This is a genomic window from Bradyrhizobium sp. USDA 3240, assembly GCF_054063295.1.
The window spans coordinates 4,854,414-4,868,985 of sequence record NZ_JBSSGD010000002.1 but is presented as its reverse complement, the minus strand read 5'-3'; the positions used below and the strand labels follow the sequence as shown (position 1 = coordinate 4,868,985).

General features: G+C 60.4%; 12 protein-coding genes and 1 tRNA gene. 4 read left to right on the top strand and 9 right to left on the bottom strand.

The genetic code is table 11. The features are described 5' to 3' along the window. Window positions 1–5 precede the first annotated feature (5 nt). Both ACVIGA_RS23725 and ACVIGA_RS23720 read right to left on the bottom strand, forming a co-directional pair. Window positions 6–2,555 carry an arylsulfatase gene (locus ACVIGA_RS23725; RefSeq protein ID WP_456668187.1) on the bottom strand — a complete coding sequence of 850 codons (2,550 nt, stop codon included), beginning with the start codon at window positions 2,553–2,555 and terminating at the stop codon, window positions 6–8. 17 nt (window positions 2,556–2,572) lie between these two features. After that, window positions 2,573–3,559 carry a formylglycine-generating enzyme family protein gene (locus tag ACVIGA_RS23720; protein ID WP_456668186.1) on the bottom strand — a complete coding sequence of 329 codons (987 nt, stop codon included), beginning with the start codon at window positions 3,557–3,559 and terminating at the stop codon, window positions 2,573–2,575. Window positions 3,560–3,850: 291 nt separating this feature from the next. Here ACVIGA_RS23720 and ACVIGA_RS23715 point away from each other — a divergent pair, with 291 nt between their 5' ends. Next, a complete protein-coding gene (locus tag ACVIGA_RS23715) occupies window positions 3,851–4,666 on the top strand; it encodes an alpha/beta fold hydrolase (protein WP_456668185.1) in 816 nt (271 codons plus the stop codon). 179 nt (window positions 4,667–4,845) lie between these two features. On the opposite strand, the gene ACVIGA_RS23710 is transcribed toward ACVIGA_RS23715, so the two are convergent. Beyond that, on the bottom strand, window positions 4,846–5,157 hold the full coding sequence (locus ACVIGA_RS23710) for a LysR substrate-binding domain-containing protein (RefSeq protein ID WP_456670873.1): 312 nt from the start codon (window positions 5,155–5,157) through the stop codon (window positions 4,846–4,848). Between the two features lie 8 nt (window positions 5,158–5,165). After that, window positions 5,166–5,747: a LysR family transcriptional regulator gene (locus ACVIGA_RS23705; protein WP_456668184.1), complete on the bottom strand. Its 582-nt coding sequence runs from the start codon at window positions 5,745–5,747 to the stop codon at window positions 5,166–5,168. 130 nt (window positions 5,748–5,877) lie between these two features. On the opposite strand from ACVIGA_RS23705, the gene ACVIGA_RS23700 reads away from it, so the two are divergent. After that, window positions 5,878–6,384: an SgcJ/EcaC family oxidoreductase gene (locus ACVIGA_RS23700; RefSeq protein WP_456668183.1), complete on the top strand. Its 507-nt coding sequence runs from the start codon at window positions 5,878–5,880 to the stop codon at window positions 6,382–6,384. A 286-nt stretch (window positions 6,385–6,670) separates the two neighbouring features. Here ACVIGA_RS23700 and ACVIGA_RS23695 read toward each other — a convergent pair whose 3' ends face one another. Then, entirely contained in the window at window positions 6,671–6,880 is a 210-nt protein-coding gene (locus ACVIGA_RS23695) for a hypothetical protein (RefSeq protein ID WP_456668182.1), read from the bottom strand. Between the two features lie 231 nt (window positions 6,881–7,111). On the opposite strand from ACVIGA_RS23695, the gene ACVIGA_RS23690 reads away from it, so the two are divergent. Both ACVIGA_RS23690 and ACVIGA_RS23685 read left to right on the top strand, forming a co-directional pair. Then, the gene (locus tag ACVIGA_RS23690) at window positions 7,112–8,557 is read left to right on the top strand and encodes a DUF1254 domain-containing protein (RefSeq protein ID WP_456668181.1); all 1,446 of its coding nucleotides are present in this window, start codon (window positions 7,112–7,114) and stop codon (window positions 8,555–8,557) included. Window positions 8,558–8,760: 203 nt separating this feature from the next. After that, window positions 8,761–9,864 (top strand): tyrosine-type recombinase/integrase, encoded by a 1,104-nt coding sequence (locus ACVIGA_RS23685; RefSeq protein ID WP_456668180.1) that lies wholly within the window; start codon window positions 8,761–8,763, stop codon window positions 9,862–9,864. A 98-nt stretch (window positions 9,865–9,962) separates the two neighbouring features. Here the strand turns inward: ACVIGA_RS23685 and ACVIGA_RS23680 are convergent. The 4 genes from ACVIGA_RS23680 to ACVIGA_RS23665 form a co-directional block, all read right to left on the bottom strand. Next, window positions 9,963–10,052, bottom strand: a tRNA-Ser gene (locus ACVIGA_RS23680). Window positions 10,053–10,489: 437 nt separating this feature from the next. Beyond that, a complete protein-coding gene (locus ACVIGA_RS23675; RefSeq protein ID WP_456668179.1) occupies window positions 10,490–11,941 on the bottom strand; it encodes a trehalose-6-phosphate synthase in 1,452 nt (483 codons plus the stop codon). Between the two features lie 202 nt (window positions 11,942–12,143). Next, the gene (otsB, locus tag ACVIGA_RS23670; RefSeq protein WP_456668178.1) at window positions 12,144–12,977 is read right to left on the bottom strand and encodes a trehalose-phosphatase; all 834 of its coding nucleotides are present in this window, start codon (window positions 12,975–12,977) and stop codon (window positions 12,144–12,146) included. A gap of 3 nt (window positions 12,978–12,980) precedes the next feature. Continuing rightward, window positions 12,981–14,423 carry an MFS transporter gene (locus ACVIGA_RS23665; protein WP_456668177.1) on the bottom strand — a complete coding sequence of 481 codons (1,443 nt, stop codon included), beginning with the start codon at window positions 14,421–14,423 and terminating at the stop codon, window positions 12,981–12,983. Window positions 14,424–14,572 lie beyond the last annotated feature (149 nt).

Sequence of the window (14,572 nt, the reverse complement as noted above, 5' to 3'; positions counted from 1 at the left end):
TCCACTCACTTCGCCTTCTTCGACGCGGGCACCTTGGCATTTGGCTGCTCGATCGGATCCGGCTCCGGCGCCGCCGTCGGTCCCAGTTCTGCCTTGGCCTGCGCGGGGTCCTTGAGCTCCGGTTCGAGCTTGAACGTCAGCCTGTTGATTCTGCCGGTGAATTTGAACGGGGGATCGTAGCGATATTCCAGCATCGCCACGCCGCTGCGAGTATCCATGCCGACGTCGAAGCTTTCGTCCTCAGGGAAGGTGACCGGAATGGAGTGCTCCATGGATTTTCGGTCTACTTCCTTGCCGTCGACCGAGAGAACACCAGTTCCTCCCTTACCCAGGCCCGGGCCATCCGACTTGAAGTCGAAGACAATGGTGTGCTTGCCGGCGCTCAACTCCGGCCCCGCCCAAATCGTGCGCTTGAGGTTGAGCAGGTTGTAAAGAAACACCGGCTTGCCCGACCGAACCCCGGCCACACCCTTGCTCAGGAAAAGCCCATAGCCCCCGAACCGGCCGCCTTCGGTGACGATCATGCCTTCCCCACCGCCGCCCGGAATCTCAACTTCGGCTGTGATGGTGTAGGACTTGTTCAGAATGCTTGGCGCTGCGCTGGCGGGCACTCCCGATAGTTCGCCCGAATATTTGAAGACGCTTCGCCCCGCCGTGAGGCTCGGGCGTGGCGTGTTCCAGCGCAGCAGCGTCGTGTTGTCGAGCGGCAGCACGTTGTACTTCTTGGCTTCGACATCGAACACCGCCTGCAGTTCCTCCACTTTCTCTGGCATCTGCGCGGCGAGATCGTTGAACTGGGTCGGGTCCTCCTTGACGTTGTAAAGCTCCCACTTGTACGCGCTGACATCCGGGGGCGGAGTGGTGCTCAGCACCCACGGCTGGGTCACCGGCGTCGTTGCCGCCACCCAACCGTCGTGGTAGATGGCGCGATTGCCCAGCATCTCGAAATATTGCGTCGTGTGCCGGGTCGGAGCGTCGGCGTTCGCCTTGTCCCATGTGTACATCATGCTCACCCCTTCGATCGGGCTCTGCTTGATGCCCTTGACCGTCTCGGGCTGCGGAATGGCGGTTGCTTCCAGGATGGTCGGCACAACGTCGATGACATGGTGGAATTGGCGGCGGATGCCGCCGACGTCGTTGATGTGGCCGGGCCAGGAGATCGCCATGCCTTGCGCGGTCCCGCCGAAGTGTGATGGTACCTGCTTCACCCACTTGAACGGGGTATCCATCGCCCATGCCCAGGGCGCCGCGAAGTGCGGGAACGTCTTGTCCGAGCCCCAGAACGGGTACCAGAGGAACTGCGCCTTCACCGGCACGGGGACGCCGTTGAAAGTCGTGAACTCGTTCGGCGTGCCGTTGAGCATACCTTCCGCGCTCGCGCCATTGTCGCCGCTGATGTAGATGATCAGCGTGTTGTCGAGCTGGCCCATGTCCTCGACCGCCTCGATCACTCGTCCGATCTCATGGTCGGTGTAGGCGAGGTAGGCGCCATAGACGTCCGCCTGCTTGATGAAGAGCTTCTTTTCCAGTTCGCCGATCGAATTCCATTCCGGAAGTTCTTTCGGCCAGGGCGTCAGCTTGGCGTAATCGGGCATGATGCCGAGCCGCTTCTGGTTGGCGAAGATGGTTTCGCGCAACTGGTTCCAGCCCTGATCGAACAGGTGCATGTCGCCGATCTTCTTGATCCACTCCGGCGTTGGATGATGCGGCGCGTGCGTGCCGCCTGGGACATAATAGACAAAGAACGGTTTCTCCGGCGCGACCTCCTTGAGCGTCTTCATGTGCTGGATCGCCTCGTCGGCCATGGCCGTCGTGAGATTCCAGTCAGGATTACCCTGGAAGGGATAAATCGCTGTCGTATTGCGGTACAGGTTAGGTTGCCACTGACTGGCGTCGCCCCCGACGAAACCGTAAAAATATTCGAAGCCCATGCCGTTGGGCCACTGCTCGAACGGCCCGGCCTGGCTCGACTGGTAGGACGGCGTGTTGTGGTTCTTGCCGAACCATGAGGTGGCGTAGCCATTCGCCTTGAGGATGGTGCCTATGGTGCCCTTGCCGATCGGGATGATGGAGTCGTAGCCCGGATAACCCGTCGCTATTTCGCCGACCACGCCGGTGCCCACCGAGTGATGGTTGCGGCCCGTGATGATAGCCGCGCGGGTCGGCGAGCAGAGCGCGGTCGAATGGAAGTTGGTGTAACGCAGGCCCTGTGCGGCGATACGGTCCAGAGCCGGGGTCGGAATCACCCCGCCGAACGTGCTTGGAGCTCCGAATCCGCAATCATCGGTCATGATGAGCAACACGTTGGGCGCGCCCTTCGGCGGCACGACGCGCGGAGCCCACCAGGGTTTCGACTCCGATGCTTTCTCCTTGATATCCCCGCCGAACGCGGCCGATGGCGGCGGAATCTGTTTTCCGTCGATGGTGGTGGTGGCGCCGGGCGTGCCCAGCTCCCCCGTCACCACTTGTGCGCTCGTGGGTTCGGAAAGCGCGGTGAAACCGAGGAGAAGGACCGCCAGGCTGCTGCTTTGCAGGACATCACGATGAAAGCGCATGCGAAGTGCTCCTTTTGTCAGCTACTGGAGGACTCCGGCATCTTGCTTCTGCGCTTGACGCATCGAAATCCGACATGGCTCGTGGACGTATCGATCGCCTCCGCATGTCGTGCGGCCGGGCGATAGCGGCGACAATAGCTCGGCGCGCAGAGATGCGAGCCGCCCTTCAAGACTTTCCGCGGAATCCGGATGTTGGGTTGACTTGGATCAATGCTTTCAACCTCCGGTCCACCGCGCGGATTTTCCGGAATGCAGCACACCTTTGGCGCGTCCGCTTCGTGCTTCGGCGAATACCAGTCGGACGTCCATTCCCAGACATTGCCGATCATGTCGTGGACACCGTAGCCGTTCGGCGGGAAGGCCGTCACCGGCGACGTACGCTCGTATCCGTCGGTGCAGAGATTTTGCCGGGGGAATTCACCCTGCCAGGTGTTGGCACGATGCTCTCCGCCCGGAGTGAATTCGTCGCCCCAGGCATATTCGGCCCCGTCCAATCCGCCGCGCGCAGCGAACTCCCATTCCGCCTCGGTCGGCAGGTCCTTGCCGGCCCACCGCGCATAGGCGAGCGCGTCGGAATAGGCGACGTGGACGACAGGATGATTGTCGAGCACGTTGATACTGCTTTTTGGGCCATAGGGGTGCCGCCAGTCGGCGCCCTTCATGAATTGCCACCATATGCTCCAGTCGCGGAGATCGACGGCCTGCGCGGGCGGCGAAAACACCAGCGAACCCGCATAGAGCATGTGCGGCTGCGCGCCCGGATAGTCCTTAGGGTCGGGTGGGATTTCGGCATAGGTAACGTGGCCGGTTGCGCGCGCGAATTCCTTGAATTGCCGGTTCGTGACCGGCGTGCGGTCGATGAAGAACTCATCGACGGTCACGCGATGCGCGGGGGCTTCCTCGGGGTAATGCCGGTCCGAACCCATGCGGAATGTGCTGCCGGGAATCAGCACCATGCTCTCGACTACCGTGCCTTGACCATCAATCGCTGGGGGGTCACGCATCTGCTGCGCCCTCTGCTGATCATGCGAAATTCGCACAATGGCAGCAGTTGACTATGCAAAACCGGACAACAGAGCGCAATACGGTCGATCGCGCGATTTCCGCTTTGGGTCATTCGCGTCGGTTTCAACGGTTGCCCGCCACTTCCGATCAACCTCAATCAACGGACATCAACCGACCGGCCGGGTGGTCAGTTGCGTGCCAATTCCCTTGGCTGCCAACCGATCCGCGTATATCCTTCAGGTTGCAATCCCGCTGGCAGTCTGATCTTCCTTGAACAATAGGAATTTGTAATGACAAATAGTGGAATTACCCGCCGACGCATGCTTCGCAGTGCTGCAGCTGGCAGTCTCGCGGCAGCAGCCCCCGGCATAACAGGTGCCGCCCGCGCCCAATCAGCGCGAAAGACCTTCGTCTTCGTCAGCGGGGCTTTTTGCGGCGGCTGGATATGGCGACGGGTCACAGATCGGCTCGAACAGAGCGGCCACAAAGTATTCGCTCCATCACTGACCGGTCTAGCAGAACGCTCGCATTTGTTGAGCAAGGACGTCAATCTGGACACCCACATCGCCGACGTCGTCAACCTGATCAAATGGGAAAGTCTCGAGAACGTCTGCCTCGTGGCGTGGTCCCTTGCAGGCTATGTAGGTTCCGGCGCGCTCGAAAGCATCGGCGATCGCGTCTCATCGGTTATATGGCTTGATGCCTTCATTCCAGCCGACGGGCAAAGGGCCGCGGACACCGCGGCCGAGCCGGTTCGCAACGGCATACAAGCGGCCATCGACAAGGGCGAGGCAGGTGTTCGTGGATCGGCGACGTATCCGCCCGCTGTCGTTGCCGAACGCGATCGGGCGTTCGCCGAGTCCAAAGTGACTCCGCATCCAGTCGGCGCCTATCTTCAGGCGATTAAGGTAACCGGGGCGCTCCAAAAGGTGCCGAAGAAGACATATATCCGTCTCCCCAAATTTCGACAGCCGCCGTTTGATAAAGCTCTAGCAGAATGCAGGAGCGACAAGTCTTGGGCCACGTTCGAGCTGCCTGATGTCGGGCACATGGCAATGCTCGACGCACCAGATCGTTTGAGCGAGCTGATACTGGAAGCCGCGTGAAACCGACCTCGCCACAACGTAAGATGCGGGCATCGCGCCGGAGTGCGTTACTTCCGCTTCGGGGTCAAAGCGAGAAGTCCAAGCATTCAACCGGCAGGTCGGCTTTGCCGTCAGGAACGGACATCGTCAGACCGGTCCCACTGGTCCGTTTCGTGCCCGCAACGGACGTCGCAGTATGCTCATTTTTTCATTTGACCGCGCATCAGAACGCTCTTCAGTTCGCTGAGGCAAAACTCAAAAACGGCATTTATACGCGGTACTTTGCGAAGATCGCGGTGTGTAAGCAGAAACATCGGATAGTTTAGTTCCGGCAATGGACCAAGCACGCAGACGAGATCCTCGTCTGCTGCCGCGTACACCGCTGGCAAAGGTGCGATACCGGCACCAGACTTGATTGCCAAGTGTGCACTGGGAACATTGCTGCATCGCGCGGCGACCCTCCCCTTCGGCGCCTGAGTCTTCATCCACCGCGCGGCCGGCAACGCCTCAATCTCGTCGACTAGCTCGACAATGCTGAAGTTGTTGATGTCGGCTGGGGCGGACGGTTGGCCGTGGCGTTCGACAAATGAACGACTGGCGTAATTCCCCAGGGGACCTCCGTAATTTTTCGCCCAACCAGCGCAGGGTCGCCATCGAGGGTTCCGCCCCGGATTGCAATATCTGCCTCGCCTTTGGAAAGATCGAGTGCCCGCTGCTCCATGATCAACTCGACCGTGACGCCCGGATGCCTCGAATGAAAGCTGTCGAGGAAGCCGGATTTGATGATGCGCTGACCGACCGTTACGTGGCTGGTCAACTTGACCAAGCCGGTGGCGCGGTTGTCGAGTGTTGCCGATTGGCGTTGCAATGCATTGACGGTGGCCTCAACCTGTTCTGCATGGACCAGCAGCTGCTGGCCGTGCGCCGTCAGTCGGTATCCACCGGCCTGTCGCTCAGCAAGCGAGCAGTCGAGCGCCGCTTCGAGAGCCCGCAAACGGCGTTGAACGGTCGACTGATTTACGCCCAAGGCTTTTGCAGCGATGCCGGTGCTGCCACCGCGCGCAACAGCCAGGAAATATCGAAAGTCATTCCAGTCCAACATATGCCTACCCGCATTTTTGCCCGACCGGCGCGCAGACTTGCGGCTCTGGTCAATCCACAGCTCATGCTACACCGGACCTGCATCGGCTGAGGAAGCAACTTACAGTCATTTGGCCGACGAAGGAGCCGAAATGAACCAAATGAATGCTCTCGCCGCCACTGTCGCGGTCAGCTTAGCCATGCTTGGAACAGCATCAATGTCTGCTGCACAGCAAGCTGGCAGCAGTGAAGATGAAGCGGCCATTCGCAAAGTCATTGTGGAAATGACCGAAGGCTTCAACAATCACGACGGAAAGGCCGCTGCGCGCATGTACGCGCCGGATGCCCGATTTGTCAGCGTCCGGGGTGACATGATGAATGGTCAGGCCGGAATTGAAAAAGGATTGTCGGCAATACTAACGAGCAGGGCGAAGAACGCCACACAGCGAACGATGGATGTCGCCGTTCGATTTATACGGCCCGATGTGGCGCTCGCGAATGTGACCAACGAACTGAGCGGTCTGGTTGCCCCAGATGGCCATGCATTGCCTTCCCATCAGGAGCTAAGCCTGCGCGTCTTTGTCAAAGACGCCGGGGTATGGCGGGTTGCAGCCTTCCACAACACGCTGGTCGCCCCTTTTTCGCCGTCTCCAAAATGAGGGCTCCGGCGGTAGCACCGATGGTCACGCTGTCCACCTGAGCCGCCTGCGTCCTCTTGTCCCGGTCAAAAACTGCCCTGACGCTTCGGAAACACGACTTCTGGTCTTCCCGAACAACGGACATCGTCAGACCGGTCTGGCATGTCTCAAAGGTGCCAGATTCGGACCACCGCAGCAAACGACGTGCACGAACCGCAGTGATTTACTCAGTCACCTCGTCGGCGCGGGCGAGTGATCGAGCGCTTTGATCACCGTCTCGTACCTTGTCGACGCCCATCGTGCTCCGTTAATAGACACCACGCCGCACGGCGCGACGCGTATGGCGGTACACGCGACGGTCGACACGACGCGCAGTCACGCGGGCGCGCCGGTACGTGTAGGCCTGCGCTTGATCAACGCTTAACTCCACGCCGCGCGGTGTCACCTGCGGCGAGACCGGAATCGTTGCCAACACCACTGCTGCAAACAGCAGTCCGACAATTGAGAAAGCTCTCATTGCACCTACTCCCTGTTGTCACACTGTGTAAACGGCAATAGCTGTCTGATCTGTCTGCCCATTTGTCGGCCACTGTCAGCAGGAGTGTTGATCTAGATCAACGGATCAATAAGAGCCAACAACGGACATGCAACCTGACGGGTTTTTGCATAGACCCTCGCGCGGGGCGAGCGTAGGTTTGTCGTGCCAACCCTCACTTGAGCCAAGCCATAGACCGGAAGGAGCGTTCAAATGTTGACGAAACGTGATCTTCTTCGTTCAGCCGCCTTGGCCGCAATTACGGCGTCAACGGCAAAGTCCGTCCCGACGTACGCTCAGACGAGCACCGACCGCCCAGGGTTTTTCAAGGCAAAGGACATTGCTGAGGCAGGTTTCATCTATGGCCTGCCGATAGTGATGAACTACGGCGTCATGTACGAGTACGCCGTCGATCGAAATTCGGGGCAGTTCAAGGCCCCCTTCAATCAGATCAAGAATGAGCCCAACGTCTTCACCTACAAAGACACGGCAATTCCTACGCCGAACAGCGACACGCCCTATTCGTTCGTGTGGATGGACTTGCGGATAGAGCCCGTCGTCCTTTCGGTCCCGGCGGTAGAACCGAAGCGTTACTACTCGGTCATGCTCTGCGACGGCAATACCTATAACTACGGCTACATCGGCAGCCGTGCCACGGGGAACGAGGCTGGTGATTACATGGTTGTTGGACCGGACTGGAAAGGCGCGACCCCGCCCGGTATCAAGAAGGTGTTCCGGTCGAGCACCCAGTTTTCAGTCGCGGGATATCGCACCCAGCTTTTCAACGCGGATGATCTCAACGGCGTCAAGCAGGTTCAGGCTGGCTACAAGGTGCAGACGCTTTCTGTCTATCTGAAGCAGCCGGCTACGACGGCCGCCGCACCAGCCATCGATTTTCCGAAGATCGACAAGGAACTCGTGAAGACGAACTTCTTCGAGTATCTCGACTTCGCGTTGCAGTTCGCTCCGCCGCAGGAGAACGAGAAGGAGATACGCGCAGCACTTGCGAAGATCGGCGTCGGACCCGGCAAGACCTTCAACTTCAAGGACCTCCCGCTGGAGCAGAAGCTCGAAGTCGGCCTCGGCATGAAGGAAGGTGAGAAGAAGGTCGATGAGGCCGTTGCAAACGCCGGTATAGCGATCAACGGCTGGCGGGTTAGCGGTCTTCCGGGCGACGGTACCCACTATAATGGTGACTGGCTGAAGCGCGCCGCGGCAGCGAAGGCCGGAATTTACGGCAATGACCCTGCGGAAGCGACCTATCCGCTCACGCGCGTTGATAGCGACAACCAGACACTCGACGGCAGTAAGCACAACTACACCCTGACATTTCCGCCAGGCCAGCAGCCGCCAGTGAATGCCTTCTGGTCATTGACCATGTATGACGGGAAAACGCAGTTCCTTATTGAAAACCCGATCAACCGCTATCTGATCAACTCGCCGATGCTGCCCAACATGAAGACGAACTCCGACGGGTCGCTGACCCTTTATATCCAGAATAAGTCGCCGGGCACCGACAAGGAAGCCAACTGGTTGCCTGCTCCGAACGACACGATCTATCTCGTGATGCGCCTATATTGGCCGAGGACGGAAGCACCTTCGATCTTGCCGCCGGGCGAAGGGACATGGCAGCCGCCCGGCATAAAGCGGGTCGCATAGGACGACCGAGATAGCCGCCCCCGCAAGTACGAGCACCGCGCCGGTGAATTTCATCGCGAGTGCGCGCGGCTGTCTGAAAGGATGCAATGTTGCCTTTGGGTCAAACGCTACAGGGCCTTTGCCGCGAGACCGGCCCAGAAGTCCGCTTTAAGAGATAGTCGCCAATCCTCCTCAAATGATCACTTGCAAGAGGCATGAGACTGATGGGTAAGTTTAGCCCAGCAAATGAACGTATCAAGCATAGCTATCTGGCATTCTTGGGCGAGGCCAGGCGCTTTTCGACGAGCAGTGTCGATCAGGTAGCAGCGGCTATCGCGGACTTCGAGGCCTCAACCGGCTTCAAGGATTTTCGGCAGTTTCGGATCGAACAAGCCCAGAGTTACAAGCGGAAGTTGGGCGGCAGCACCGGCGGCGACGGTAAGGGGCGTGGTCTTGCGAAAGCGACAATTTCATCACGATTGGCGGCATTGAAGGCATTTTTCCAGTGGCTGGCACAGCAGCCTGGGTTTAAGTCGCGGCTCACCTATTCAGACGCGGAATACTTCAATGCATCGGCAAATGACGAACGTATAGCCAAAGCTGTTCGCGAACGTCCGGTACCCAGCGTTGAGCAGATCCGGCATGTACTCCATTCCATGCCATCACGGTCGGACATTGAGCGTCGAAATCAGGCCCTAATCGCGTTTACCCTTCTCAGCGGCGCTCGTGACAACGCCATTGCGTCGATGTCAATCAAGCACGTCGATCTGATCAACCGGCGCATTTACCAGGATGCACGTGAGGTCCGAACCAAAAACGCCAAAACGATCACCTCGACATCCTTCCCAGTCGGCACCGACATCGAGCTGATCGTTGAGAACTGGGTCCGGCTGCTTGGTGAACGACTTTGGGGACCAGACGACCCTCTCTTTCCGGCAACCAAAGTGGCCTTGGGCGAGAGCGGGCATTTTGAAAACGGCGGCCTGGATCGCAAGCATTGGAAGGATGCCGCCGCTATCCGAAGGATATTCAAGGAATCCTTTGAGGCCGCAGGTTTGCCCTATTTCAATCCGCACAGCTTCCGCAACACGCTGGCCAGCCTGGGTGAGAGGATTTGCCCGAACCCGGAGGCCTTCAAGGCTTGGAGCCAAAACCTCGGCCATGCGCATGTGCTGACCACATTCACGAGCTACGGCGCAGTCGCGCCTTCACGTCAAGTTGAGATTTTGAAAGGGTTACGAAATCGATCCGGATCAGCAGGAGGCGAGCCGGACGCGGAAACCGTTCAGCGGGTGGTCGAGCATCTGCAACGACGAGCCAACTCTTGAACAAAATCAAAAGCTAGGGCCTTTGGGGACTAATTTGGGGTCCATTGACTGATTTTATCTTATCTATGTAATACATTCAATTAGTTATCTGTTTCCACTGGCGGAGAGAGTGGGATTCGAACCCACGGTACGGTTTCCCGCACACACGCTTTCCAAGCGTGCGCCTTAAGCCACTCGGCCATCTCTCCGGGAGGCCTCTCTTGAAGGGCTGAGGCGGATTTTGCAAGGGAGCGCGGGGCCGGAGCGTGAAATTTCCCCAATGGATTGAAAATATTAGGTAAATTGGCGACGACATCAGCGTCGCCCGGCGACATCGCTTGCCGTGGCACGCGATTTTAGCCGCTGGCAGGTCAAGGACCGGCGCAAATCAGGCCATGCAATCGATCAGCCGATCCTTGCCGCTCCCGGGTACGCGATTGCGTACCTGGCGCATGCGGCTTTACCCCCGAGCTTTCTACCTTTGCTAAGGGGTTCGTGGGGGCGAAATACCGATCGTTGCGCCACGCTGGAACGACGAGTCCCGTTCACGACATCCGCCACGGCGTATGGGTCCCGGCCTTCGCCGGGACGACAGAGTAGCGGATAGGCAAATAACGCGCGCCCATCCTGCAACGCCAGTGCTCGCTCAGTGATATCGCGCGGCAAGATCCGCCGTGCGGCGCCGCCACAGGCTGGGTGGCTCCGGCAGCGCCGCGGCACCCGCATTGTGCGTGTCCTGCAGCGCCTCGATGAAATCGGCGAACCATTGCTGGATGGTGCCGCTGTTGAGCTTCTCCATCATGGCTTCCCAGCGCATCCGCCGTTCGGTCAGCGGCATCGCGAGCGCGGTCGCCAGGGTGCGCGCCATGCCGTCGATGTCGTGCGGATTGACCAGCAGCGCGGCGTCGAGTTCGTTGGCCGCACCGGCGAATTTCGACAGCACCAGCACGCCGGGGTCGGCCGGGTTCTGCGCGGCGACATATTCCTTGGCGACAAGGTTCATGCCGTCCTGCAACGGCGTCACCACGCCGACCTGCGCAGTGCGATAGAGCCCCGCGAGCACGCCCTGGCCAAAGCCCTTGTTGAGGTAGCGGATCGGCGTCCAGTCGACCTCGCCATGCACGCCATTGACGTCGGTGACGAGCTTGGCGACCTCGCTCGCGAGATTGCCATAGGCCTCGATCGCGCCGCGCGACGGCGTTGCGATCTGCAGCAGCGACACCGAACGCTTCAGGTTCGGATGCAGCGACCACATCCGGTCGAACGCCTTGATGCGGTTGACGAGGCCCTTGGAATAGTCGAGCCGGTCTACACCGATCGCGAGCTTCTCGCCGTTGAGGCTGCGCCGCAGCCGCGTCACGTCGGGATGCATCATCGCCTTGGTCGCCTGCTGCGCGAATTTTCCGGGATCGATACCGATCGGAAACACCGCAGCGCGGGTGCGGCCGAACGACGAACTGATCACGCCGTCGCGCACCGCGAAATCGAGATCGTTCTGCACATAGCTCAGGAAGTTCTCGCAGTCCTCATCGGTCTGGAAGCCGATCAGATCATAGGACAGCATCGCCTCGATCAGCTCGCGATGATTGGGCACGCCAGCGATCACCGCGCGCGCCGGCCACGGCGTGTGCAGGAAGAAGCCGATCGGCTGCGTGACGCCGAGATCGCGCAGCTCGGCGCCGAGCGCGAGGAAATGATAGTCCTGGATCCAGAACACGGAATCAGGCTTGCGGAAGCGCAGCAACGCCCGCGCCATGAACGCGTTCACTTCGCGGTAGCTGTTATAGTCCTCGTGCGAGGCGCGAATCAGGTCCGCGCGCGAATGCATCGCGGGCCACAGCGCCGAATTGGCAAAGCCTTCGTAGTAGCCGCCATAGTGCGCGGCCGGCAGATCGAGCATCGCCAGTGCGCCCGCACCGAGAGCTTCGACCTCTGCAAAAGGTTCCTTGTGGTTCCCGTCGCGGACGCGTCCGCTGGAACCAACCCAGATTGCCCCTGTCTTTTCCACCACCGGCAACAATGCCGCAGCCAGCCCCCCCGTCATGGGTTCATTGGGTTTTCCGCGCGAGACGCGGTTCGATACGACGACGAGGTTCACCCGGTCCCCTCCTGTTGGTCAACTCGCGTATTAACAACCATTCATCAAGATGGTTCCTGACCAAGGAATCTCCCAAATGAAACCAAATTCTGGCGAAGCGAGAAGGAACTCGCGGGAACTCGCGAAAAGAAAATTTCATGCGAGGTTGACGCAACGACGCAAAAGCACCGCATTCGACTCGGCTGCGATGAATGTGACTCTGTTAGGACAGCCTGACATCCCTATCATCGTCGAGCAGTTGCGCGAGAAACGCGCGCACGTCGCTCGGCGCGTCGAAATGTCCGGCGACGCCGGTCGCACGACGTCCGACGGAGAATGCGAGGCCGTTGAAATCGGGCATGATCGCAAACACGGTCTCGTCGGTAACGTCGTCGCCGATGAAGAACGGGCGGCGTCCCTTGAAGGGCTCATGCGTCATCAGCTCGAGCACGCCGGTCGCCTTGGTGAAGCCGGAATGCTTGATCTCGCAGACGCTCTTGCCCGGCAACACCTCGATCGGCGCATTCGGCAGCTCGGCGCGGATCAGCGACACCGCTTCATAGATCGCCCTCTCCGCGTGCGGCGCCAGCCGATAATGCAGCGCCAGCGAATAGCCTTTGTCCTCGAGCAGAATGCCGGGGCTGAGCTTGGCGATCGCGGCGAGCCGGCGCTTCAATTCCTTGTCCAGTGGCGGCGCGTGCGCGGCGACCGCCTCGCTGTCCGGCTGCAGCCGCATCTCGGCGCCATGGCCGCCGACCGCGGGAAACTGCTCCGGCGCGAAGATCAGATCGATGTCGTTGAGCGAGCGGCCGCTGACCAGCGCCAGCGCGCCGCCCGTGCGATCATGCAATTGCTTCAGCGTGGTCGCGAGCTCCAGCGGCACCCAGACCTCGCGCGGCGTCGGCGCGAAATCGAGCAGAGTGCCGTCGATGTCGAGCAGCACCGCGGTGCGATCCAGCGGCGGAATCAGCGATGCCGGCGCCGGCATGCTGCCGCTCGTCATGTCAGGGGTGATGTCGTCATCCAGAGGCATTTCGGCCAATTCATGCTTCGTCATAGTCTACTCCACAAATGCCAGTGGCCGCGCGACAGATTCGAGCGGTTTTCGCTCGGCCGCGACGGCATAGCGCCACGCAACGGCTGCCGCGACCATCATGAGTGCCGACCCTAGCAGGTAGCCGGCGAACACGCTGTTGCGCGATCCGGTATCGATCAGCACGCCGAACAGCGCCGGCCCGATCACGCCACCGATGCCGGTGCCAACCGCATAGAAGACAGCGATCGCGAGCGCGCGGACCTCCAGCGGAAACGTCTCGCTGACGGTGAGATAGGCGGCGCTCGCCGCCGGCGAGGCGAAGAAGAAGATCACCATCCAGGCGATGGTCTGGGTCTGCGCGCTGAGCACGCCGATCGAGAACAGATAACCTGATAGCGCCAGCAGCACGCCCGAAATGCCGTAGGTCAGCGCAATCATGGTGCGGCGGCCAACCGTATCGAACAGGCGGCCGAGCAGCAGCGGACCGAGGAAGTTGCCGGCGGCGAATGGCAGGATGTACCAGCCGACGTGGCTGGCGGCGATGCCGAAGAAATCGGTCAGGATTAGCGCGAAGGTGAAGAAGATCGCGTTGTAGAAGAATGCCTGTGCGGCCATCAGCGTGAGCCCGACCAGCGAGCGCTGCCGGTAGGTGGAGAACAGCGTCACCGCGACCTCGCGCAGCGGCGTGTGATCGCGCATCCGGAGCCTGATCTTCTCGAAACCCTCGCCCGGCTGCTCGTGACCGAGTAGGGAAGTCTCGATCTCGGCGACGATCCTGTGGGCCTCTTCGGGGCGTCCATGGATCATCAGCCAGCGCGGGCTTTCCGGAATCCACATCCGCATCAGCAGCACGACGAGACCGAGCACGGCGCCGGTGAAATAGGCGATCCGCCAGCCGTGATCAGGCGCAAGCAACGCAGGATCGAGCAGGACGATGGCGCTCACCGCACCGATCGCGGCGCCGATCCAGAAGCTGCCGTTGATGACGAGATCGGTCCAGCCGCGATAGCGCGCAGGCACCAGCTCCTGGATGGTCGAATTGATCGCGGTGTATTCGCCGCCGATGCCGGCGCCGGTGAGAAAGCGAAACAGCGCGTAGCTCGCGACGTTCCACGACAGCGCGGTCGCAGCCGTCGCCGAGAGATAGAGCGCGAGCGTGATGAAGAACAGCTTCTTGCGGCCGATCCGGTCGGTGAGCCAGCCGAAGCCGAGCGCGCCGAGCACCGCGCCGGCGAGATAGGCGCTGCTGGCAAGCCCGACATCGGCGTTGGAGAAGCTCATGGTCGGGCTCTCCTTCAGCGCGCCCGACAGCGCACCCGCCAGCGTCACTTCGAGCCCGTCGAGAATCCAGGTGATGCCGAGCGCCGCCACGACGCGAGTGTGGAAGCCGCTCCAGCTGAGATTGTCGAGCCGAAGTGGGATCGAGGTCTCGATGATGCGGCCGTCATTTGGCGTGACTGGAGCCATCGCCGCGTGCGCCGTCGCAGAGCTCAATTGTGTCCGTTGCAGTGTCATCAGGATGGACCAATGAGAAAAGCCCCGGAACGCTGTGTTCCAAGGTTCTCTTTCCCAGGATTGCGGCAAACGGAGTGCCCGCCACGCGACGTCAACGCCGC

Coding starts and splice junctions, on each gene's coding strand:
- ACVIGA_RS23725 (WP_456668187.1), bottom strand. CDS start 2,555: ATGCGCTTTCATCGTGATGTCCTGCAAAGCAGCAGCCTGGCGGTCCTT.
- ACVIGA_RS23720 (WP_456668186.1), bottom strand. CDS start 3,559: ATGCGTGACCCCCCAGCGATTGATGGTCAAGGCACGGTAGTCGAGAGC.
- ACVIGA_RS23715 (WP_456668185.1), top strand. CDS start 3,851: ATGACAAATAGTGGAATTACCCGCCGACGCATGCTTCGCAGTGCTGCA.
- ACVIGA_RS23705 (WP_456668184.1), bottom strand. CDS start 5,747: ATGTTGGACTGGAATGACTTTCGATATTTCCTGGCTGTTGCGCGCGGT.
- ACVIGA_RS23700 (WP_456668183.1), top strand. CDS start 5,878: ATGAACCAAATGAATGCTCTCGCCGCCACTGTCGCGGTCAGCTTAGCC.
- ACVIGA_RS23695 (WP_456668182.1), bottom strand. CDS start 6,880: ATGAGAGCTTTCTCAATTGTCGGACTGCTGTTTGCAGCAGTGGTGTTG.
- ACVIGA_RS23690 (WP_456668181.1), top strand. CDS start 7,112: ATGTTGACGAAACGTGATCTTCTTCGTTCAGCCGCCTTGGCCGCAATT.
- ACVIGA_RS23685 (WP_456668180.1), top strand. CDS start 8,761: ATGGGTAAGTTTAGCCCAGCAAATGAACGTATCAAGCATAGCTATCTG.
- otsB (WP_456668178.1), bottom strand. CDS start 12,977: ATGACGAAGCATGAATTGGCCGAAATGCCTCTGGATGACGACATCACC.
- ACVIGA_RS23665 (WP_456668177.1), bottom strand. CDS start 14,423: ATGGCTCCAGTCACGCCAAATGACGGCCGCATCATCGAGACCTCGATC.